The sequence below is a fragment of the Brachyspira pilosicoli genome, assembly GCF_036997485.1.
Taxonomy (GTDB): domain Bacteria; phylum Spirochaetota; class Brachyspiria; order Brachyspirales; family Brachyspiraceae; genus Brachyspira; species Brachyspira pilosicoli_C.
The window spans coordinates 848,432-872,682 of the sequence record NZ_JAWLPU010000001.1 but is presented as its reverse complement, the minus strand read 5'-3'; the positions used below and the strand labels follow the sequence as shown (position 1 = coordinate 872,682).

At 28.2% G+C, this 24,251-nt stretch carries 18 protein-coding genes and 1 tRNA gene; 11 read left to right on the top strand and 8 right to left on the bottom strand.

Annotation, left to right across the window (positions count from 1 at the left end; genetic code table 11):
• Positions 1-17 precede the first annotated feature (17 nt).
• The 3 genes from R4I97_RS03930 (at position 18) to R4I97_RS03920 (ending at position 3,649) form a co-directional block, all read left to right on the top strand.
• The gene (locus tag R4I97_RS03930) at positions 18-1,796 is read left to right on the top strand and encodes a beta-galactosidase family protein (protein WP_335783787.1); all 1,779 of its coding nucleotides are present in this window, start codon (positions 18-20) and stop codon (positions 1,794-1,796) included.
• An 80-nt stretch (positions 1,797-1,876) separates the two neighbouring features.
• Positions 1,877-2,671: a hypothetical protein gene (locus tag R4I97_RS03925; protein ID WP_335783786.1), complete on the top strand. Its 795-nt coding sequence runs from the start codon at positions 1,877-1,879 to the stop codon at positions 2,669-2,671.
• A 15-nt stretch (positions 2,672-2,686) separates the two neighbouring features.
• The gene (locus R4I97_RS03920; RefSeq protein WP_335783785.1) at positions 2,687-3,649 is read left to right on the top strand and encodes an acetylxylan esterase; all 963 of its coding nucleotides are present in this window, start codon (positions 2,687-2,689) and stop codon (positions 3,647-3,649) included.
• Positions 3,650-4,081: 432 nt separating this feature from the next.
• Here the strand turns inward: R4I97_RS03920 and R4I97_RS03915 are convergent, their stop codons facing one another.
• The 4 genes from R4I97_RS03915 to R4I97_RS03900 form a co-directional block, all read right to left on the bottom strand.
• A complete protein-coding gene (locus R4I97_RS03915) occupies positions 4,082-5,392 on the bottom strand; it encodes an NCS2 family permease (protein WP_335783784.1) in 1,311 nt (436 codons plus the stop codon).
• Between the two features lie 188 nt (positions 5,393-5,580).
• The gene (locus R4I97_RS03910; protein ID WP_297285686.1) at positions 5,581-5,832 is read right to left on the bottom strand and encodes a PepSY-like domain-containing protein; all 252 of its coding nucleotides are present in this window, start codon (positions 5,830-5,832) and stop codon (positions 5,581-5,583) included.
• 29 nt (positions 5,833-5,861) lie between these two features.
• Complete coding sequence (locus R4I97_RS03905) at positions 5,862-6,113, bottom strand: PepSY-like domain-containing protein (RefSeq protein ID WP_335783783.1); 252 nt, start codon at positions 6,111-6,113, stop codon at positions 5,862-5,864.
• A 40-nt stretch (positions 6,114-6,153) separates the two neighbouring features.
• Positions 6,154-6,672, bottom strand: coding sequence for a PepSY-like domain-containing protein (locus R4I97_RS03900; protein ID WP_335783782.1), 519 nt, complete (start codon positions 6,670-6,672; stop codon positions 6,154-6,156).
• Between the two features lie 454 nt (positions 6,673-7,126).
• On the opposite strand from R4I97_RS03900, the gene R4I97_RS03895 reads away from it, so the two are divergent.
• Genes R4I97_RS03895 through R4I97_RS03885 form a run of 3 tightly spaced genes read left to right on the top strand, consistent with a single transcriptional unit; the run spans position 7,127 to position 13,009 of the window.
• Positions 7,127-8,485 carry a TolC family protein gene (locus tag R4I97_RS03895; RefSeq protein WP_335783781.1) on the top strand — a complete coding sequence of 453 codons (1,359 nt, stop codon included), beginning with the start codon at positions 7,127-7,129 and terminating at the stop codon, positions 8,483-8,485.
• Between the two features lie 13 nt (positions 8,486-8,498).
• On the top strand, positions 8,499-9,830 hold the full coding sequence (locus tag R4I97_RS03890) for an efflux RND transporter periplasmic adaptor subunit (RefSeq protein WP_335783780.1): 1,332 nt from the start codon (positions 8,499-8,501) through the stop codon (positions 9,828-9,830).
• Positions 9,831-9,868: 38 nt separating this feature from the next.
• Entirely contained in the window at positions 9,869-13,009 is a 3,141-nt protein-coding gene (locus R4I97_RS03885; RefSeq protein ID WP_335783779.1) for an efflux RND transporter permease subunit, read from the top strand.
• A gap of 227 nt (positions 13,010-13,236) precedes the next feature.
• Here the strand turns inward: R4I97_RS03885 and R4I97_RS03880 are convergent, their stop codons facing one another.
• Complete coding sequence (locus R4I97_RS03880; protein ID WP_335783778.1) at positions 13,237-14,007, bottom strand: 4Fe-4S binding protein; 771 nt, start codon at positions 14,005-14,007, stop codon at positions 13,237-13,239.
• Positions 14,008-14,197: 190 nt separating this feature from the next.
• Between R4I97_RS03880 and R4I97_RS03875 the strand changes: the two genes are divergently transcribed.
• The 4 genes from R4I97_RS03875 to celB all read left to right on the top strand — a co-directional run bounded on the left by R4I97_RS03875 (position 14,198) and on the right by celB (position 17,941).
• Positions 14,198-14,270: transfer RNA gene (locus R4I97_RS03875), tRNA-Gly, on the top strand.
• Positions 14,271-14,341: 71 nt separating this feature from the next.
• Positions 14,342-15,652: a trigger factor gene (locus tag R4I97_RS03870; protein WP_335783777.1), complete on the top strand. Its 1,311-nt coding sequence runs from the start codon at positions 14,342-14,344 to the stop codon at positions 15,650-15,652.
• 82 nt (positions 15,653-15,734) lie between these two features.
• Entirely contained in the window at positions 15,735-16,316 is a 582-nt protein-coding gene (clpP, locus tag R4I97_RS03865) for an ATP-dependent Clp endopeptidase proteolytic subunit ClpP (RefSeq protein ID WP_420535688.1), read from the top strand.
• A 281-nt stretch (positions 16,317-16,597) separates the two neighbouring features.
• Entirely contained in the window at positions 16,598-17,941 is a 1,344-nt protein-coding gene (gene celB, locus R4I97_RS03860; RefSeq protein WP_335783776.1) for a PTS cellobiose transporter subunit IIC, read from the top strand.
• Positions 17,942-17,987: 46 nt separating this feature from the next.
• Here the strand turns inward: celB and R4I97_RS03855 are convergent, their stop codons facing one another.
• Positions 17,988-20,147 (bottom strand): U32 family peptidase, encoded by a 2,160-nt coding sequence (locus R4I97_RS03855; protein ID WP_335783775.1) that lies wholly within the window; start codon positions 20,145-20,147, stop codon positions 17,988-17,990.
• A 418-nt stretch (positions 20,148-20,565) separates the two neighbouring features.
• On the opposite strand from R4I97_RS03855, the gene R4I97_RS03850 reads away from it, so the two are divergent.
• On the top strand, positions 20,566-21,804 hold the full coding sequence (locus R4I97_RS03850; RefSeq protein ID WP_335783774.1) for an ABC transporter substrate-binding protein: 1,239 nt from the start codon (positions 20,566-20,568) through the stop codon (positions 21,802-21,804).
• Between the two features lie 172 nt (positions 21,805-21,976).
• On the opposite strand, the gene R4I97_RS03845 is transcribed toward R4I97_RS03850, so the two are convergent.
• Both R4I97_RS03845 and R4I97_RS03840 read right to left on the bottom strand, forming a co-directional pair.
• The gene (locus R4I97_RS03845) at positions 21,977-22,141 is read right to left on the bottom strand and encodes a zinc ribbon domain-containing protein (RefSeq protein ID WP_335783773.1); all 165 of its coding nucleotides are present in this window, start codon (positions 22,139-22,141) and stop codon (positions 21,977-21,979) included.
• Between the two features lie 21 nt (positions 22,142-22,162).
• Positions 22,163-24,199, bottom strand: a complete 2,037-nt coding sequence (locus R4I97_RS03840; RefSeq protein ID WP_335783772.1) for a DUF262 domain-containing HNH endonuclease family protein — start codon at positions 24,197-24,199, stop codon at positions 22,163-22,165.
• Between the last annotated feature and the right edge of the window lie 52 nt (positions 24,200-24,251).

Here is a 24,251-nt window from a genome sequence, read left to right as displayed (position 1 = left end):
AAAAGAGGAGTATTAAAATGAGCATTTTTGAAGTTAAAGAAGAATTCATATTAGATGGAAAACCTGTAAAGATTTTATCTGGTGCTATTCATTATTTTAGATTTGTAAAAGAATATTGGGAAGATTGTTTATATAATTTAAAGGCGGCTGGATTTAATACTGTTGAAACATATATACCTTGGAATATACACGAAATAGATGAAGGAGTTTTTGACTTTTCTGGAAATAAGGATATAGCAGCTTTTATTAAGCTTGCTCAGAAAATGGATTTATTGGTCATATTAAGACCTACTCCTTATATATGTGCTGAGTGGGAATTTGGAGGACTTCCTGCATGGCTTTTAAGATATGATAATATAAAAGTTCGTACTAATACAGAATTATTTTTAAGTAAAGTTGATGCTTACTATAAAGAATTATTTAAGCAGATTGCAGATTTACAAATTACAAGAAACGGTCCTGTAATTATGATGCAGATTGAAAATGAGTATGGTTCATTTGGTAATGATAAAGGCTATCTTAGAGCTTTAAAAAATCTTATGCAAAAACATGGTGCAGAAGTGCCTTTATTTACATCAGATGGTGCTTGGGATGCTGTTTTAGAAGCTGGAACATTGGCAGATGATGGAATATTAGCTACTGTTAATTTTGGTTCTCAGGCTAAAGAAAGTTTTGATGCAACAGAAAAATTCTTTGAAAGAAAAGGTATAAAAAATCCATTAATGTGTATGGAGTTTTGGGACGGTTGGTTTAATTTATGGAAAGAACCTATAATAAAAAGAGATGCTGATGATTTTATAATGGAAGTAAAAGAGATTTTAAAAAGAGGCAGTATAAATTTATATATGTTTATAGGCGGAACAAATTTTGGCTTTTATAATGGTACTTCTGTAACAGGTTATACTGATTTCCCTCAAATTACATCTTATGATTATGATGCTGTTCTTACAGAATGGGGCGAGCCTACAGAAAAATTTTATAAACTTCAAAAACTTATTAATGAATTATTTCCTGAAATAAAAACTTTTGAGCCAAGAGACCATAAGAGAGCAGATTTTGGAGAGGCAAAACTTAAAGATAAAACCTCATTATTTTCAGTTATAGATAAAATATCAAAATGTCAGAAAAGCGATGCCCCTATCACTATGGAAAAAGCAGGAAGCGGATATGGTTATATGCTCTATAGAACTACAGTAAAAGGCTTTGATAATAATATAAATGTGCGAGCAGTAGGTGCTTCAGACAGAGTTCATTTTTATTTGAATGGCGAATATAAAGGCGTAAAATATCAAGATGAGCTTATAGAGCCTATTGAAATGCATTTTAATAATGGAGATAACATATTAGAATTATTGGTTGAAAATGTAGGACGTGTTAATTACGGTTATAAACTTCAGGAATGCAGTCAAGTTAAGGGCATTCGTATAGGAGTTATGGCTGATATACATTTTGAAACAGGATGGGAGCAATATGCATTACCACTTGATAATATAAAAGATGTAGATTTCAGCTCTGAATGGATAGAAAATACTCCTTCATTCTACCGTTATGAATTTGAGGTTAAAGAAGCAGCCGATACTTTCCTTGATTGTTCTAAACTTGGAAAAGGCGTAGCATTTATAAATGGGTTTAATTTAGGAAGGTATTGGAGTGAAGGACCTGCATGTTATTTATATATACCTGCTCCTCTTTTAAAAACTGGTTTAAATGAAATTATAGTATTTGAAACAGAAAATATATTATCTGATAGCTTAGCACTTAAAGATAAACCTACTTATAAAGAAGTAAAAAAATAATATAAGGTAAAAATTTATTATACCGATATTAAATAATAAGAATTTTAATTTATAAAACTATTATTTGCAGTGAAATATCTATGAAACATTTTGTATTTATATTTTTATTTTTTTGTTTATCTTTATATTCTCAAACAAATACAGCTACTACAAGTTTAAGAATAGATACTAACTTTTTTATGTCTTCTTTTAACGGAAAATTACAGCCTGCTTGGGTTTATATAGGAGAGGCTAAAAGAGCTATAAATGAAGGCAATACTTCTTATGCTTTATTTGTTATGAATAAAACTCTATTATATTATCCAGAGAATGCTGATGCTCATTATTTTTTGGGTGTTATATATGAAAGTGAAGCTGGAAGCCCTGCAGAACAAGGAGGAATTGCTACATACCGTTTGGCCGTAGAAGAATATAAAAAATCAATACAATATGCAAATAACTTAACTATACCTTCATATAAATATGATGCTTATTTTAATTTGCTTGATATATATGAAAAGCTTATAGACCAAACTAATTATGCCCAAACAGAACAAGAAATTATTAATATGGCTGAAAGAAGCTATAATAAAGTGGAAAAGGGAAGAATCTATTTTAAATTAGCAGAGCATTATGATGCAAGAAACAGAAGAACTTCAGCAATTGATTATTATAGACAATCATATTTAAATGGCTACAGACAAAAATTATCTTTATTTAGAATATCTATAATTTATAGAAAGATGCGTAATTATGTACAAGAGAAAGAGACTCTTATGCTTGCAAGCGGATATAGTTTTGAAAATGAAGAGCCTTCCAATTTTGAAGTTGAAAAAATTATTATAAACAGATTAGAACAGCTTAAAAATGTGAAAATACCTAAAAAAATATATTAAAAATAGGAAATAATAATGGCTTTTTTTGATTTATCTATAGATGAACTTTATAAATATAAAGGAAGCTCTGAAGAACCAAGCGATTTTGATAGTTTTTGGCTTAGCACTATAAAAGAAAATAATCATAAACCGGAAGCAAAATATAATTTAATACAAACGCATTTAAAATTTTTTGATGTTTATGAAGTAAGTTTTTTAGGTTACAAAAAGCATACTATAAACGGCTGGTATATAGCACCAAAAAACAGCAGCAAGTTAACTTGTATAGTTCATTATTTAGGTTATGGTACTGGAAAAGATTTGCCTATTAATCATATAGTTTTTCCATCTGCAGGCTATAGTGTATTTGTAATGGAGACAAGAGGACAAGGAGCTGAGTCTGGAAATGGAGCTTCAACAATTGACCCTGAAGGTTATGGCGTGCATGCTGATGGTTTTCTCACAAAGGGCATATTAGATAAAAATGACTATTATTATAGAAGAGTTTTTATAGATGCTCTAAAAGCCATAGAAGCGTCCAAAGAACATACACTAACAGACAAAATTGTTATAAATGGAGGCAGCCAAGGCGGAGGGATAGCATTAGCTGCTTGTGCTTTGAGTGAGCTTTCAAATATAAAAATAGAAGCTATGATGGCAGATGTTCCTTTTTTATGCGATTATAAAAGAGCTTCTACAATTACAGATACTTTACCATATAATGAAATAGCAAGATACTGCAAAACAAATAGAGATAAAGAAGATATTGTTTTTAATACGCTTTCATATTTTGACGGAGTATTTTTTGCTAAAAGAGCTAAAGCAAAAGCATTGTTTTCTGTAGGGCTTATGGATATAATAGTGCCTCCTTCTACAGTATTTGCCGCATACAATAATTATGCTGGAGATAAATCTATTGAAGTTTATACTTTTAATGGTCATGATGGAGGAGATAATTATCATACAGAAAAGAAGTTAGATTTTTTGAGCAGATTATAATATTTTTAAAATATACTAAAAACAAATAACTTTTATCAGTTTTTATTTTACAAATATATTATTTATAATTAAGATGAAAATTTTTAAGTTTGTCAAAATTTAGTTTTTATTTTTTTATTGTTATCGGGGGCTAGCCCCCTGCGAAGCGTGCCCTTAGGGTACGCACCCCCAGTTCTTTTGTCGCCACAAAGAACCAAAAAGGCTGCATTTTTTAGCTCAGATTTAGGTATTACATTATATATTTAATACATATTCCTTATATATAAATATATGACATTTATAAAACTAAAACACTTGCACTTTTTGCAACTTTGACGAAGTCCGCACCGCGTAAGGCGGGAAAAAGTTGATAAAAATTCATTTATTAATCCGTTAAAAAATAAAAGCCCTGAAAATTAATTCAAGGCTTTTTATTTAAATTAATAATATATTTTATGATAACATCTTAGAAATAACAGGCATTAAAATCTTTATTAATAAAAGAGCAGACAATATCCAAGTAAATAATGTAATCTCTTTTGTTCTTCCTGTTAATAATTTTAATAAAGTGAAAGCCAATATACCAAAAGTGATACCCTCAGCAATACTATAAGCGAAAGGCATAAATATAATACAAACAAAAGAAGGTATAGCTTCTGTATAATCTGTAAGGTTAATTTCTAATATAGGAGTCATCATAAACAAACCAACTATTATAAGAGCAGGAGCAGTGGCAGCACTAGGGATTGATAAGAATATATGTGATAGGAACAATGATATAGTAAACAATATAGCAACTACAACAGCAGTAAGCCCAGTCTTTCCGCCCTCAGCAACACCAGAAGCACTCTCAACATAAGTAGTAACAGTAGAAGTACCCATACAAGCACCAAATATAGTTCCAACAGCATCTGCAAACAAAGCCTGTTTACAGCGAGGAACTTCTCCGCCTTTAGTAAGCATATTAGCCTTAGTACAAACACCCACCAATGTGCCAACTGTATCAAACATATCTACAAAAAGAAAAGTAAATAATACTATAAACATATTAGGGTGAAAAATATTAGCAAAGTCCAATTTAAAAGCTACAGGCTCTAAAGAAGGAGGAGCAAAACTTGCATAAGGTGAAAGCTGAGTAATTCCCATAGGTATTCCTATTAATGTTGTTAATAATATACCAATTAATATAGCTCCTTTTACATTGTATGCAAGAAGTAAAGATGTTATTAATAAACCTATTATAGCAAGTAATGGAGAGCCTGAAGTAATATCTCCTAATGAAATTAATGTTGCATCATTATTGATTATAATTTTAGAGTTTTGAAGACCAATAAATGCAATAAATAAACCTATACCAACAGAAATAGCTCTTTTCATATTAAGAGGTATACTGTTTACAATAGCTTCTCTTACATTGAAAATAGTTAAAACTAAAAATATAATACCTTCTATAAAAACAGCAGTTAAAGCAGTTTGCCAGCTATAGCCCATACCAAGTACAACAGTATAAGCAAAAAAAGCATTAAGCCCCATACCCGGAGCCAAAGCAAAAGGTAAATTAGCCAAGAGTCCCATAATTAAAGTAGCAACTATAGAAGATACTACTGTAGCTGTAAATACAGCCCCCTTATCCATACCAGTGGCACTAAGCACACTAGGGTTTACAGCCAATATATAAGCCATAGTCATAAATGTAGTAATACCAGCTATGATTTCGCTTTTTACATTAGTACCGTTTTCCTTTAATCTAAAAAACTTTTCCATAAATAATCCTTATAATAATTTTATGATAAAGAAACAATATATATATTTTTAGTTATTATTGCAATAGAATATTTTAATAATATTATGCAAATAAAAAGAAGAGACCTAAAAATATTTTCAAGCCTCTTCTCCAATAATAAGGAATAACTATTTTTTATCTATTGTTTTTTATCTATATATCTTTTTTATCAGTCATCAAATTCCTGACCTAACAAATTACCTGCTTTGTCAATATAAAGTTCCATCATATTATTCATTTTTACTTTATAAACATTATAATTTTCCATTTCTACTGCCCAAATCTCTGCTTGAGGATAAGTTGCTCTTGCTGTTGCCAATACTGCCTGAGGAACTTGATTAAGAGGTACATACCAATCAGCAAATAAAGCTGAAGAACCTATTATACTTAAAGCTATTAATAAACAAATTATTTTTTTCATATTTACTCCTTTATTTTAATTTTTTAATATTAATCGTCAAACTCTTGACCTAATAAATTACCACCTTTGTCAATATAAAGTTCCATCATATTATTCATTTTTACTTTATAAACATTGTAATGCTCCATCTCTACTGCCCAAATTTCTGCCTGAGGATAAGTTGCTCTTGCTGTAGCTAATACTGCCTGAGGAACTTGATTAAGAGGTACATACCAATCAGCAAACAAAGCTGAAGAACCTATTATACTTAAAGCTATTAATAAACAAATTATTTTTTTCATTATTTACTCCTTTTTATTTTATTTTTTATATATTTAATCATCAATCATCAAATTGCTGTCCTAATAGACTGCCGTTACTATCTATATAAAGCTCCATCATATTGTTTAATTTAACTTCATATATAGTGAATTGCTTTTCTATTTTTATAATAGCAGCCTGAGGATAAGTTTTATTAACAGTAGCTAAAACATTAGCAGGCAATATTGTAGTAGGCATATTTCCATAACTTTTTACTTCTTTCCATTCACCATTAGGGAAAAAGTCAATCTGTGTTCCATTAGCTAAATATACTTCTATATCCTCCCAATCTCTCTCTATATAGCTTACTTCTACATTTTTGAAATGTTTAGCTATAAAATCTTGAGTGTTTTTAGGCAAAGATGATAATGGCACTCCATATCCATATTGAACATTACTGTCTGGTGTTTGCATATAGGGATTATAAATTGCAGTATCATTTTGATTTAGTGTATTAGTATCTGCTGAATTATTATTTTGTGCTAATAGCAAACTTGAAAAGATTGATATAATAAAAATAACTTTTAATAACTTTTTCATTTTTATCTCCTTACTAAGTAAATTATCTTTACAATTATAATTATAGTATAAGCCAAGAGTTTTGTCAAATTTTTTTACTATTTTTTTACAAAAAATATATATATTTTGCAGTTTTTTTGCTGTTTTACTATGATTTTATCAAAAAACAATAATTATTTGTAAATTTAAGGTAAAATTAGATATCAAATTAATATTTTTTATAGCAAAAAAGTAAAAATTATTTACCATCTTTGTATAAATATATAAATAATTATTTTTTATATACCTATATAATTATAAATTTAATTAAGCATTATAAACGTTAAACTATGGGAACTTTTTTAATTATTTATTCGTCTAATTAAATATATTGTAAAATTAGAACTTGATATTTTTTATTTGAAGTTTATAATTTATTAGTAAAAAAATAAATTTTTATTAAATTTACGATGTAGACTTTCTTAGGAGCGGTATTGTGAAAAATAGTTTTGTTTTTATATTGATTATACTATTCAATATTTCTTTATATTCACAGAGTAATGAAAACTCTACAAACTCTAAGATAAGCATAAATTTAGAACAGGCATTAGATTTAGCCGTTGAAAATGATAAAACATTAAAGCAAGCAGAATATGATGTACGAATAGCTCAAACTCAAAAAGATGCTTCATTTTCTGATTTATTTTTACCTTCATTAACAGTTAGCGGCGGACTTAATTTATCAGAGCCAAAAGAATACCAATACAGCAATTTTAACACAGGTATATACTCAAGTGCAGATACTTGGAGTGCACAAGCAACATTATCAAAAACACTCTTCACAGGATTTAGAAACTGGAATACTGATAAAGCAAGAGAAATAAACTTGCGAATGATGAAAGAAACATATTTCGACGAGAGAAAAAATGTAGCAATAAACACGCAATTAAATTTTTACAATACATTTGTAGCGCAAGAAAATTATAAAGTATACTATCAGCAGCAGCTTAATTACAGCAATAGAATGAGAGAGTCCTACATAAAATACAGAAACGGACAAGTTTCAGAGTATGAATATTTAAATGCAAAAGTACAATATGAAAGTACAAAGCCTCAGCTTGTTGCACTTAGTAATAATTATGAAAGCTTAAAATTAACATTCATAAGACAAATAGGCTTAACAAATGTATCTGATGATGTTGAATTAGTTGGAAATATATTAGATGCCACCAAAATAGCATTACCAGATTTAGATATAAATGTGATATTAGATTTAATAATGGCTAACAATATAGAACTTAATAATATGGCTAATAATATAGAAATGCTTGAATACAATAGAAAAGTTGCAAGAAGTTATTTATGGCCTACTCTTTCAGCAAATGCTAATGTTGGGATTACTACTATAGATAAATTAAAATTAGATAATAATAAAGATTTTTATAAAGACAGAAGCGGAGAGTTTAGCTGGGGAGTTGGATTTTCACTAAATTATGCTCTTGACTCATTACTTCCATTCTCATCTACAGCAAAATCGGCAGAAGAGATTAAATTAAGTATAGAGCAAATGGAAATAAGCTATGAGCAATTAAGAGATAATATAGAAATAAACAGCAGAAATCTCATATCTACAGCAAAATCTCAAGAGTTAACATTACAATCGCAAGCAGAAAATGCCAGAACAGCCGCTTATGCTCTACAAATGGCTCAAAGACAGTATAGAGGCGGTACAATATCTACATTAGAATTAAGTGATGCTGAGATTACATATTTAAATGCACAGCTTGCGTATTTACAAGCTATATATGAATATTTTTCAAGCACATTACAAGTATTAAAGCTTTTAGGAGCTTAAGGAGAAAACAACTATGATACTATATAGAAAAATTATTTTAATACTTTCTACAATTTTAATAATAGGTACATTTTCTATTTCTTGTAAGAAGCAAGTTGATTTAAAAAAGAAAGAAAATCCTATAAGTGTACTTGTAGCAGCACCTGCAAGACAGTCTTTAGAAGAGTATCTTGAGCTTTCTGCTGAAATTAAAGCAATAAAAGAAGTAGAGATATCATCAGATGTTCCTGGTAAAATTGCAAATATATTAAAATATGAAGGCAGTTTTGTAAACAAAGGAGACACTATAGCATTAATAGACAGATTTGTAATAGGTGCTAATTATGCTTATGCTCCTGCAAGAACACCAATTTCTGGTTATGTAACTACTACATATATGGCAGTCGGTGCTTCTATAGCAGCTGCTACACCAATAGCTAATGTTGCTGATATTAGTAAATTAGAAGTAGAAATACAAGTACCAGAGCGTTCTATTACAGGTGTTGAATTAGGTCAAAAAGTATTGATTAGAATTCCTTCTTCTCCAAATAAAGAAGTAGAAGCTACAATCACAAAAAAAGATTATGCCGTTAATCCTTCAACTCGTACTCTAATGGTAAAAGCTCTAATAGACAACAAAGACAGATTATTTTTACCCGGTATGTTCTCTGATGTATCAATACTCTTAAACTCTGCTAATAATATTTTTGTAATACCAAATAGTGCCACATTCTCTGATGATTTAGGAAAAAATTATATTTATGTTGTAAAAGAAGATAATTCTCAAAACCCTCCTCTTGAAGGAAATGTAACTACAGACAACACTAATAAACAATATAGAGCTTATATTAGAGAAGTAGATATATTATTCAGATCCAAAGATAAAGTTGCTTTAAGCGGTGGACTTGAAGATGGTGAAGAAGTGGTAATGTTCGGCAGAGAGTTTTTAAAAGATGGTTCTTTAGTAAATAGAATAGAAAATGACCCTACAATATTAGAATATATTACACCACAAAATGTTAATACAAATGAGATAGTAAATAATACTAATAATACAACTACTGTAAAACAAACAAATCAAAGAAATCAAACAGTAAATCAAGAAAAACAAACAACAGTAGTAAAACAAACTACTACAAATCAAACAAAACCAAAAACATCATCATTATTAGCAAATAATACGAATGCTGCTAAAACTACTCAGCAAAATACTGTTTCAAAACCGCAAACTAATACAGTTATAAAACAGCAGAATAATAACAATGCTGTAAGAAATACAGCAGAAAAAGATGCAGCTGATAATGAAGATGTAATTAAAAACACTGAGCAAACAAATAATAGTGATATTTACTCTGTTGGTAATTAAAAATTATTATTTGTATTTTTAGAGAGGTTTATTAAATTATGAGAAGTTTTATTGAATTAATAGTAAAAAGGCCTGTTTCCGTTTTTATGGGAATAGTTGCGGTTGTTATACTTGGTGTTGTGAGTTTATCTAGGCTTCCTGTTGACTTTTTGCCGGACATGGAATTGCCTTTTATTAGTATTAGAACCACTTATGATAATGCTGGTCCCGAAGAAGTAGAAAAATCTGTTTCAAGACTTATAGAATCTGCTGTTTCTTCTGTAAACAATATTAAAGAAGTAAGTTCATCTTCAGAGGAAGAAGATTCTAATGTATTTATAGAGTTTAACTGGGGAAGCGATTTAGCATCTGCTACTGCAGACATAAGAGAGGCAATAGACAGAATAAGAAAATCTTTGCCTGATGATGCTGAAAGCCCTGCAGTTTATAAATTTTCTACTGATAATATTCCTGTTATGGAAATATCTTTCTACGGTACTGACAACCTATCTGCATTATACAATTTAGTTGATAACCAAATACTTACTTCTATAGAGCAGGTTGGCGGTGTTGCTATGGCTGAGATTAGAGGAGGACTAAAAAGCCAAATTAAAGTTGATGTTGATATGAATAGGCTTCAGGCTTATGGTCTTGATATTAACTCTATAGTAAGCACTTTAGCTATGGAAAACCAAAACATATCAGGTGGTGAAACTTATGAGGGTGTTTATAAATATACTTTAAGAACTACAGGAGAGTTTAAAACAGTTGATGATATTGGCAATGTTGTAGTGGCATTAAAAGACAATAACACTCCTATAAGACTTAGAGAATTAGCTACTGTTTATGAGGGCTATGATGAAGACGGAGACGTTATAAAAGTTAATGGTACTCCTGCCGTTAACGTTTCTATAAACAAAGAATCTGGTGCTAATACAGTTGCTGTTTCTGATGCTATTAAAAAAAGATTAGACAGCTTAAACTTACCTGGCGACATAAAATATGAAGTATTATTCAACAGTGCTGATAACGTTAATAATGCTATAAAAGGCGTACTTGATACTGCTTGGCAGGGCGGTTTATTTGCTGTTATTATTCTTATGATATATTTATGGAATGTTAGAACTGTACTTATAATAGCAATATCAATTCCTATGTCTATAATAGTAACATTTACTTTGATGTATTTCTTTGGTACAACATTAAATATTATATCTCTTTCAGGACTTGTACTTGGTATTGGTATGATGGTAGATAACTCCATTGTTGTACTTGAAAATATATTCTATTACCGAAACAATGGTTATGGTAAATATTCATCTGCAATAGACGGTACTTCTACAGTAGCACTTGCAATATCTGCTTCTACACTCACAACAATAGCAGTATTCTTGCCTTTCCTATTTGTAGAAGGTCAAACTGGTCAAATGTTTAGAGATTTATGTATTACAGTTACAGTTTCTATGATAGCTTCTTTAGCTGTTGCTTTAACTATAGTACCTATGCTTGGTGCAAGATTAGTAACTACAAAAAAATCTAAATTCTTCTATCGTTTTGAAGTATTTTTTGATAAGCATTTCCACTCTAAAGTTAATTATATATACGAAAAAATATTAACTTACTCAGTTCATCATAAAAATAGAATATTGATTCCTGTAATAAGCGTAGTATTTGCTGTTATAATAGTAGGATTAATATTGATAGGTAAAGAAGGTTTCCCTCAATCTGACGAAGGTCAATTAATGGCAAGCATACAAATGCCTATTGGTACAAGAAAAGAGCAAACAGGTTCTTTTATAGACAGAATGAGAAAAGATGTTGAAGAGGTTATTGGAAAAGATTTAAGCAGAATACAGTCAAGGGCAAGATCAGGTTCTGATGCTAATAAAGGACAAATAAGAGCTAAATTAATAGATAAATCAGAAGGAAGAACTGTAGAGACAGAAGAATATGTTGAAATGGTTAGAAAGAAATTAGCTGGATATCCTGCCACAATTAACGTTGATAGTGTAAGCAGTATGAGAGGAGGCGGAAGCAGTACTTCAAGCGGTATAGATATTGATATAGTTGGAGAAGATTTAACAAGAGCAAGAGAATTAGCTAATAATATAATAGCGGCTTTACAAGATGTTCCAGGACTTAGAGATGTTCGTTTGAAAAAAAGTGATTCAAGTCCTGAGCTTAATGTAACTATAAATAGGGACTTAGCTTCAAAAATGGGACTTAATATAAACACTGTTGCTAACTCTATAAAAACAAGCTTCGGCGGTACTACTGCTACAAGAATGACTCCTGAAAACTCTGAAGTTACTGATATTGATGTTATAGTGCAGCTTAATGAAAGGGACAGAATAAATATAGATGATGTTAATAGAATGCTTATACCTACAGCTTCTGGAATGGTGCCTGTATCTGCAATTGCTAATGTTAATAAAGATTTTGCTCCTACAGAAATAGAGAGAAAAAATGACAGCAGAATAACTTCTATTACCGCAGCAGGTTATGGAAGACCTATGAACCAAATAATGAACGATATACAAAAAACTATTAATGAAAAAGTATTTATACCTGCTGGTTTTAGTATTGTTTATTCTGGTGATTATGAGGATATGCAAGAGGCATTTGGACAGCTTATACAAGCTTTGATATTGGCTTTAGTATTAGTTTATGCCATTATGGCTAGTCAGTTTGAATCTTATATAGCTCCTTTCGTTATTGCTCTTGCTATACCTTTTGGTTTTGCTGGTTCGCTTTTCTTACTTCTAATTACAGGACAGACTTTAAGTGTATACAGCGGAATTGGTGTTATAGTACTAATTGGTATTGTAGTTAATAATGGTATCGTACTTATTGACTATATGAATCAGCTTATGCATGAGAAAAAAATTAATGGAGATGCAGCTGCTTTACTTGCTGGTCCTAGAAGATTAAGACCTGTACTTATGACTTCACTTACAACAATACTTGGACTTCTTCCTATGGCTCTATCAAATGGTGAAGGTAATGAGATGTATAAGCCTTTATCTTTGGCGGTGCTTGGAGGATTAAGTGTTTCTACTTTGTTTACTCTTGTTATAGTGCCTACTGTTTATGCTGCTATTAGAAACAGAATACCTCTTAAAGATTATGATGCTAAAGACTTGGCAAGTATTGAAACTAATCCAAATGTTGATGATGCTTTAAGTACTCCTGGTAAATAATAAATAATTAATAGAATAAATAAAAGGCTTGGGGCTTGATACTCAAGCCTTTTTTAATAATATTTTCAATGCTATTTTTTCAATAAAATAATTATATTTTGTAAATTTTGCTTTTATCTATTTATTAAGTCTATAAATACACAGTAAACAATAAATAAAATTTAGAAGCTACAAAATTTTAAATATAAATACATATTCAAAACAAATATATATTTATTTTATTATAATTAATTAATATAAAATTCATAATCTTTTGCCTTGGAGCAGGATTTTTTTAAAGCTAAATGAACTAATTCTAACTTAGCCTTATTAATATATTTAGCCGAATAATTGCATATTGAAACGCATCTCATACATGATATGCATTTACTTTTGTCAATTATTTTAGGGTTATTAATATCTATTGCCTGAACAGGGCATTTCTTAGCACATAATTTGCAATTGTTGCATTTATTTTTAGTTTTAGGTGTTAGTGGTACTTTACCTATCTTTTTATATGGACGCTTTCCTTTTAATTTATGTTCATCTAAATATTCAGAAGCATTTATTATTTTATCAGAAAATTCTTTAAGTTTATTTATATCATTTTCATCTGGTCTATTAGAAGCATATTTATAAGCTATAGAATGTTTGGCAATTGCAGCTATAGCAGAAGTAACTTTAAAATTTGATTCTTTTGCTATATCATAAAGTTCAATTAAAGTATCTTCATAATCTCTATTACCATAAACACATACAATGACAGTATTAGCTCCATTGCCATTTAATTGCAATATGCGTTTTGATGCTGCTTCTGGCACTCTTCCTGCATAAGATGGTACTGCAATAATTGCCATATCATCTTGAGATATTTTTAAGCTTTGAAAATTCAAACTATAATCAGTTAAATCAATTTCTTCTATATCTGAATTATTTTTTTGGCTAATTTCTAAAGCAACCGCATCTGCAACTTTTTTAGTGCCGCCTGTTGGGCTGAAAACAATTTTATATATATTCATAAAAAATCTCCAAACATAATTTTTATTAATTATATTAAAGTTTTTGAGTTTATCAATATGGCTAAAAATTAAATTTTAGCAACCTTAAAAATTTTTAGTATGAATTAATATTTAAATATAAATTATATAAACTTTAAAAAAAGTGTTGACATTTAAATATGCTTATGGTATAATACTTTACAAGTCTAATGCGGGAATAACTCAGTTGGTAGAGTTTCTGCTTGCCATGCAGACTGTCGCGGGTTCGAGTCCCGTTTCCCGCTCATCAGATAACCCTCGATAGAATTATTTCTGTTGAGGGTTTTTTAATTTTTTATATAAAGGTTGTATATCAATGGACATTAAAGATTTTAACTTCGAAACTTCTACAGATGATAAGGATTTAGTTACTCTAAAGGTTGTTGTTTCTAAAGATGCTTATAATAAAGAATTAGAAAAACAAATTGAATATTATAAACCTAAAGTTAATATTAAAGGTTTTAGAATTGGACATGCTCCTAACAATATTATACTTTCAAGATATAAAGACGGATTGGAATCAGCTACTAATGAAGTGATGATTGAAAATGTTTGGAATACTTACAGCGATGAAAAAAATGCTAAATGTATTGCTACTCCTAAATTATCATATTTAGAAAATAAAGATGATGGTCTTCATCTCACTTATGAATATTACCCGCTTCCTGATATTACTTTGCCTGAACTTTCATCTATTACTCTCGAAAAAAATAAATATGATATTGATGATGAGGCTGTTGAAAAAGCATATAAATTATCTTTACAGAGATTTTCTCCTTTTGAAGAGAGCGAATTAAAATCTGAACTCGGTGATAAAGTATATGTAAAAATTGAGTTTGATGATGAAGATAACAAAAAATATAATAAAGAATTAACTCTTATAGCTACAGATAATGAAAATGAAACTATATTTGCTAAAAATGCTGTAGATGTTAAAAAAGGCGATAAAAAACTTTTAACTACTTACATTAATGGAAGAGAAGCTACTTTAATTATGGAAGTTTTAAAAGTAGAAAAACCAAATATCAAAGATGATTCTAAAGAAGATGAAGTAAAAAAAGTAAAAGAGGGCTTAAAAGAACATTTAGCTAAAAGAGCAGAAGTTAGAGCAGATTCTGAACTTATAAATGACGCTATATTTAATAAAATGTTAGAGCTTGTTAAAGTTGATATACCTAAAGGCTATTATGAAATGGAATTAAATAGAGCTTTAGAAGACTTTGAGAGACAAGTTTCTGGAAATGGAATGACTAAAACAGACTTTTTAATTTCTGTTGGTAAAAAAGAAGATGATATTAAAAAAGAGTATGAAGAGAATGTTAAAAAACAAATTAGTTTTGATTTGATTATGGCTAAGCTTGCTGATGTTTATAAAGATTCTCTTAATATAAACGAAGATAAGGCTAAAGAATATGCTAACAGACTTTATCAATATCAAAGCTATTTAGGATTATCAAAGAGACCTAAAGAAGAACAGCAAGACATTATCAATCATATAATGAAAGAGGCAGAAAACAGAGCTGTATCAGAGGCTATATTAGATTATATAAAAGAGCATATTAATATTACAGAAAAAGATGCTGGAAGATTTGTTGCTAATGAAAATGATCTTTGGGCTGGTTATTAATTTATAGTGAATTTATTGTAATAAAGGGTTTATGATGTACAAATTTGACAGAGTTGATAAAAAGTATATAGAAAAAAGTTATATGACTATACCTTATGTTATAGAACAGACAAGTAGAGGCGAACGTTCTTATGACATTTACTCAAGACTTTTAAAAGACAGAATTATATTCTTGGGCGGAGAGATTAATGATGATGTTGCCAATGTAGTAATAGCACAATTATTATTTTTAGAATCTGCTGACCCTGAAAAAGATATTTCTTTATACATAAACAGTCCCGGCGGCGTTGTTACTGCTGCTTTAGGTATGTATGATACTATGCAATATGTAAAGCCTGATGTCGCTACTCTATGTGTTGGTCAGGCTGCTTCTGCAGGGGCATTGCTTCTTGCAGGCGGTGCAAGCGGTAAAAGATTCGCTACTGTAAATTCAAGAATTATGATACACCAACCTTCAGGCGGTTCTAGAGGTATGGTTACTGATATGGAAATACAATTAAGAGAAACTATTAGATTAAAAGCTATATTAAATGATATATTCGTTAAACATACTGGTCAAGAACTTAAAAAACTTGAAGATGATATGGATAGAGATTATTTTATGAGTGCAGAAGAGGCTAAAGAATACGGCATCATAGATAAAGTTTTCTCAAGCAGAGAATAATAAATATTTTATTTAATAAATTATTTTACTAAAACTAATTCTTATATTAAAGCTTATATATAAGAATTAGTTTTTTTATTTTGTAATATTTGATTGTCTAATAAAAACTTATTTTATAAAAATACATTATTTATCTAAATGAAAAATATTTAAAAAATCTAAAACTAATAAATATTTTATATTAGTAATTTAACACTATTTTTTATTTTGTTTAATTGACTTTTCATTTTTATTGATTAGACTTTAAAATAAATCAATAAATTTTATTAAGAGGTACTCTTATGAAAGAAAAATTTAATGCTATTATGGAAAGCAAATTCCTTCCAATAATGTCAAAAATAGCAATGAACAGATATTTAAATGCCATAAAAGATGGTTTTGTTTTTGCAACTCCATTTATTATTGTAGGCTCTTTTGTATTATTGTTATTTAATTTACCTTTAAATGATAAAACTAATTTTATGTATTTCCATCCTTATGAAAATTTTGTACAAGCATTTTCAGGAAATTATATACAAATATTTAATGTAAGTATGGGAATAATGTCATTATTTGTTTCTTTTGGTATAGGATATTCTTTGGCTGGTCATTATGGACAAGACCAAATTACAAACGGTTTATTATCTATGTATGCTTTTTTACTATTATCTGCAAAATCTTTAGCAGTAACTGTAGTAGGAGCTGCAGCTGAGTTATTGCATGTAGCAGAAAATATTAATGTTGGTGTTTTGGATGCAAGATATTTAGATGCTAAAGGGCTTTTTGTTGCTATTATTGCAGCTTTATTATCTGTAGAGATTTCAAGATTTTTGGTAACAAAGAAAATCATGATTAAACTTCCTGAATCTGTTCCTCCTGCTATATCTAAATCTTTTGAAATATTAGTTCCGGTGGCTGTTATTTCTTTTGTGTTCCAAACTGTAAATATGCTTATACAAAATAATATGAAAATTATGGTTCCAGATTTAATTATGAAAATTTTACAGCCATTATTAAATATGTCTGATGGTTTAGTATCAATAATAATTATATTGTTATTGATACATATATTATGGTTCTGCGGTATACATGGTGCTAATGTGGTTAATGTAGTTTTACAGCCTATTACTCTCACAAATTTAGCCCTTAATCAGGCTGCTCTCGCTGCAGGTGAACAAATACCAAAAGTATTATCTGGAGAGTTTATGAATTGTTTTGTATATCTTGGAGGTTCTGGCGCTACTTTAGGTTTATGTATAGCTATGATTATGACTAAAAATGCTCACATGAAGTATATTGGAAAACTTTCTATAGTACCTGGTTTCTTTAATATTAATGAGCCTATAATGTTTGGTACTCCTATAGTAATGAATCCTATATTTGTTATACCTTTTATTTTTACTCCTATATTTAATGCTATTGTAACTTATTTATTTATGAAGTTTAATATAATAGGTAGGGTTGTAGCATTGGTTCCTTGGACTACTCCTTCTATATTAGGTTCATTTATATCAACCAATTTAAATTTTGTAGCTCCTTTATTGGTAATTGTATTAATTATTATAGACTATTTTATATATAAACCTTTCCTAAATATGTATTTAAAAGAATTAGAAAAAGAAGAAAGTGCTGCTGCAAATCAATAAATATATACTTACTATTTAAGAGGTGAGATATTAATCTTGCCTCTTATCATTTTATATAAATATCACCAGTTTTATTTTTTATATTCTCTAAGATGAAGCTTGTTTTATTATGCACTCTCACACAATCAAATATTACAACATTTCCTTTGTGGTCAATAATATCTTCTTCTTTGCATTTAGAGCACCCAATAGACATACTCTTTGGGCAGAAGGCAAAGTTCATAGCAGGAATTAAACCTTCTTTTATAGATAATGTGTGTTTTAAATTTTTACCTGCCTCAATAGCCGATATAACAACCTCAACGCCTAATTTGTATAAAAAGTCTACACTGTAGTTATTAATTGCATTAAGCCCAGTTCCTGCCCATAATATAGCTTTACCTTTTAATGCTTCAAGATGCCCCAAGTTATTACATATTACAATCATACCGCTTGTTTTTTCTACTATCTTTTTTATCACTTCTATATCTTTATCAAATGTTACATGAGGAAGAATTATTCCGTCTATTTTTTTACTTTCAAAAAGCTTAATTATATTTTCATCATAAACGTTTGGAAATAATATTTTTTTATCATAATGAATATCAGAATATAAATTAATTTTCTCTTCATTGCCTGCAATTAAAACTTTTATATTTGTATTTGGGTAATTAATATTTGTGTATATATTTTTATTATAATTAATTTTTTTAGAACTCATTAAAACATTTTCAAGTTTTTCAATTAAACTTCTTCTTGCTTCATTTAGAATTTTAACAGGTATAAAAGGATTTTTAAAATTCTCTTCAATATTAATATTTTCAAATTCAAATACAGTACATCCTGTCTTTGAAAGAGAATTAAAAATATCTTCTTTAGCTGTTGCTTTAGTTTTGGCTTCTTGAATTACATAATCGCTAATATATTCTATGTTGTTTAGTCTCTCATCATATTTACTTGTAACTAATAATTTTATTTTTTCATTATTAAAACCAACAATACAATTTAAATCAAGCAAATGCTTAAAATTATCGCTCTCAATTATTTTATCTGCCTCGTCCATTTGAAGTTTATCAGTTGTTCTATAAACTTCATCACCAATATTTACATTTTTTATAACAGCTGAAAAACTTAAATTTCCTTTTGCTCTTTTTACCCTTAGATTATCTTTATATAAATCAGAAATCTGCATTCCTACCTGTCCGCTATCTCCAAATGAAAGCCCATCATAAACATTTAATTCTTTTTCTGCTTTTATATATATTTTATTTTTTTTGTATGCTGTAACTTCTCCTATATACTCTCCGTCATGGCTTGGCTTATAATTTTCAAAAATATCCTTTGAATTATAATAATAACCTTGAGAAAAACCGCCTCTGTTAAAAATCTTCATCAAACTTTCTCTATATTTTTGGGTAGGTATGTCCTTATTTTCCAAAGCCAAATCAATAGCATGTCTGTATATTGAAGTTGTGATTGCTGCATATTCGCTTCTTTTTGCTCTGCCCTCAATTTTAAAAGAAGTTATACCGCTTTCAAGTAAGTTTGGAATTATATCGATAGTCATTAAATCTTTGGTGCTTAAAGGATAATCAGTTTTTCCTCCAGTGTATTCCATTCTGCAAGGCTGTGCACAGGCTCCGCGGTTTGCGCTTCGCCCACCATGCAAATAAGAATATGCACATTGACCAGAAAAACTTACACATAAAGCCCCATGCACAAAAGTTTCAAGTTCTATATCTGTGTTATCTCTAATATATTTTATATTCTCTAAACTCATCTCTCTGGCTAAAACCACTCTGTCAATTCCTATGCTTTTAAGAAATTTTACACTATCTAAATTATTACAAGACATTTGTGTGCTTGCATGCATGGCAATATTCAAATTATTTCTTACAATATCAATTATTCCTAAATCTTGAACTATAATAGCATCAGCTCCTAAATCATAAACACTTTTTATAAGAGGAAGCACTTTATCAATTTCATCATTATAAACTAAAGTATTTACTGTAATATAAACATTAACATTTCTTAGTTTTGCAAATTTTATATTTTCTTCGAGAGCCTTTTCATCGAAGTTTTCTGCAGCACCAACTCTTGCATTAAAACTTTTAGTGCCGAAATACACAGCATCAGCTCCAGCATTAACAGCGGCTTTCAAACCTCTTTCATCTCCAACAGGTGCGAGCAGTTCTATTTTTTTGTTTTGTGATTTATTATTCAAGTTCTTTCCTAATTTACTAAATTTTTATTATTTTGGGGACTAGTCCCCAACCCCCTACTTCTTTTGCGACCGAAGGAAGTGCCTGCGGCGTGGCCCAAAGAAGCAAAAGGACTACATTTAAATTAATTCAAGTTAATTGTATTAAAAAGTCACATATACAAAAATTTATAAAATATAGTATTTTATGTATATATTATTAAACTATAGCATATAAGTAAATGAATTCAAGTGCTAAATAATTTTTTGAGTATTAAATTTTATATTATAAATATTAACTTATTAAAAGTTATAGTAGCATGCAAAATATATAAAAAAACATAAATATCATTGAAAATATTAATTTTTCGTATAAAATACAATCTTTATTTTTTAGAAGTTAATTTTTTTAATAATAATTAAAAAGGAGAAAAAATTAAAAATGAAAAAATTAAAATTTCACGATTTTATTTTTCACATAATTTTTATTATGTGCTTTTTTTTAACATTATCTAATAATACTCTTTTTGGACAAAAATTAGATAAAACTAAATTAGATTTAAATTATTATGAAAAATTTAAAGGCGAAAACAGAATATTAAATATATGCAATTGGGGCGAGTATATAGCTGATGGTTCCGATGATTCTATGGATATAGTAAAAGAATTTGAAGAGCTTACAGGCATAAAAGTAAATTATACCACTTTCAATTCTAATGAAGAGCTTTATATAAAATTAAAATTAGGAAATACTGATTATGACATTATATTTCCTACAGATTATATGACTATAAGAATGATTAGAGAAGGTTTAGTGCAGAAAATGAATATAAATTTACTTCCTGCAAGAACTAATATAGACCCTTTCTTCTTATCATTAGCTTATGATAAAAACGGAGAATATACTATTCCATATACTTGGGGAATGAGCGGCATAATATACAATACTAAAAAAGTTGATGTTAAACCTGAAGATGTGAGTTGGTCTTTATTGTTTGATGAAAAATATAAAGACAAAATATTAATGGCTTATGGACTTAGAGATTCTTTTGCTGCTGCCAAAGGATATTTAGGATATAATGTAAATAGTACAAATGAAACAGAAATAAGAAACGCTTATGAGGCTTTAAAAAAACAAAAACCTATTGTGCAGGCTTATGTTATGGACGAGATATTTGATAAAATGGAATCAGAATCCGCTTATTTAGGAATTACTTATGGGGGAGATGCTTTAAGAGCTATAGCAAATAATACTAACCTTAATTTTGCAATTCCTATAGAAGGCGGAAATGCTTTTGTTGAATGCATAGCTATACCTGCAAATGCTAAAAATATTGAAGAAGCTCATATGTTTCTTAATTTCTTATGCGAGCCTCAAGTTGCTTTGGAAAATGCAAATTATATAGAATACGCCTCTCCTAATATGACAGCTGTTAGTATGATGCCTGATGAGGTAAAAAATGATAGAAGAATATATCCAGATAAAAAGGCTATGGAAAATATGATTCATTATGTAGCTAATCCTGATGGAAAAGATAGTTTACTTATGGAAAGTCTTTGGAAAGAAATGCTTACCACAGAAACTACAAAATCAAATAGCAGTATTATTATAATATCTGTTATTGCTTTAATATTAATTGCTGTTATAGTTATTAAAAAAAATAGAAAAAAATCTTATTAATTCAATTTTATTTTTTAACTTCTAAAAAATATAAATAAAAAATTGAGGTAAAGTATATGCTTTACCTCATAGTAAAATTAAGTATTTATTACAATCAATAATAAATATAATAATATAAAAAACAATCAAATCAAAACTGCCAAAAATATAGCAAAAGAATATGTTTATAATTTTATTTTCTTATCATATAATCAATTGATTTTGTATTTCTGCTTCCGCATTTAGGACATTTATGCTTAGAAAGTATTATATCCACAATATTGATTTTGTGAGGCTTTTCAAATATTTTACCGCAATCATTACATTTATAAAGGAAAGGTCCATTAAAAGGCAGCATAAAAAACTCCTTAATATATTATTAATCTTTATACTTAATATAAAGTTCATCTTCCATATCAAATTTTTCTATCAAATATTTAATTAAATAAAATTTTCTTTCACTGCTGTAATTATTTTCTGCAAAATATATATCATCTATATCTATTGGATATTCAGATCTAAGTTCGTCTTTATTTTTTGTAATCTGTATTAAATTTTGCATCTCTTCAGTAAAAAAGAAATTAGAATTTTGATTATAATAATATTTTAATATATAGCTAAATAATTTTGATACATCTGTTATATCAATTTTATCTCCATTAAATATTATATAATCAAGTTTTTTGCCTGTAGGGTCATCTGCTTCAAATATATCTATTTCAGAATTTACCATATTAGTAACTTTAATATCAGGATATTTCCATGTATTTATAAACCTTTCACTTAAAATATTAAAGCGTTCTTCTATTCTTTGACTATTCCATTCATTTACAGTTTTTAAATATTTATTAATCCAAAGATGACTATATTTATAACCTTGTTCTTTATTATCTTTATTCATTTCTTTCTTTTCTAAAAAAGTTTTATTTCCAAGTTCTCCATTATTAGCAGAAATTGTTAAATTAGCTATAGTATGTAACTTTTTTTCCATATATTTATAATCTTCTTTAGATAGTTCTCTCTTCCATTCTTCTATAGGTTGTTGTGGAAAAATATGTTCTATTGTAAAATTTGTATTATCGAAACTTACAATTTCTTTTGAATTTCCTCTTTCTAATTTACGAAACAAATACATTTTTCTTTGTTGATTTTTATCACTATATATATTTTTATCTCTGAGATTATTCTTTATTTCATTATCATTTGGAAACCTAAATTTTAATAAATGTATTTCTAATGCTTTATGATAATTTTTTCCATTTTTTATTTGTTTATATAAAGCTGCAAAAATTTTATTCAATTGGCTTGTTTTTATGTCACATATAAATCTCCTAAAAACAAAAGATTCTATTAAATTAATAATATCAATAAATGTATTTTTATCTATAATTTTATCACTATAATCCTTATATATATTTAAAAAGAATGGATAAGATACATTTACTTCTATAGATTTTATATCGTCTAATTTTAACGCTATATCTTTATCTCTTTCGTTTTTAGGATTGATTAATTTATTATAATAAATTGAATATTCTTTTAATTCTTCCAAATATTTTTTTATCTTGTCTAAATTATCAACGGAGTATTTTAACTTAAACTCTTCATACACCCTATTTTTATTTGGGATTTTACTATCTTTACTTGTAATAAAATCTCTAATAAAATCTGATACCATATTTTTATTAAGAGTCTCATCTCTTGCATTTATTTCTATATATTGCCAATAATTTTCATAAATATATTTTTGTTCTTTTGAATTTAATTTCATCAAAATATAGTTTCTTATTAAATCACCTTGAGACAATGCTAAACCTGTAGAGTTTAAACTTTCAAATATACGTTGAGGATCATCATATCTTTTATCTAAAGACATATCAACAAATATTAATTTTTTTAATCCATTTAAAATATCTAAATAATTATTTTCATCTATAAATTTTTCAAAGAAATTAAAATTATCTATTATATTAGATTTTTCTTTAAAAATAGTATTTGAAAAAATAGATTTTAATGCTTTATCATTATTTTCTGTTGTTTTTAATTTTATTTTATCCTCTACTTTTGCATGTTTATTCACTAAATATAAATCACATATCTCATTTTTTAAATCATCATCTTTTAACTTTTCAGCTAATTTATATATTCTTAAATAAATCAATATTATTGTAGTTAATCTTTGCTGCCCATCTACTATTATTAATTCCTGTACACTTGTTACTGTATTATTATCATTAACATATACTATACTTCCTATAAAATGATCTCTATTTAATTTACCTGCTTCTTTTATATCATTTAATAGAACTTTACATTCTTTTATAGTCCAATCATAATTTCTTTGATAAATTGGTATAACAAACTGCACATTACTCATTGTAATAAATTTATTCAAATTAGATTCATTAGCTTTCATTATTTACTCCTAAAACTTTATACAATAATAATACACTATTTCTATAAAAACT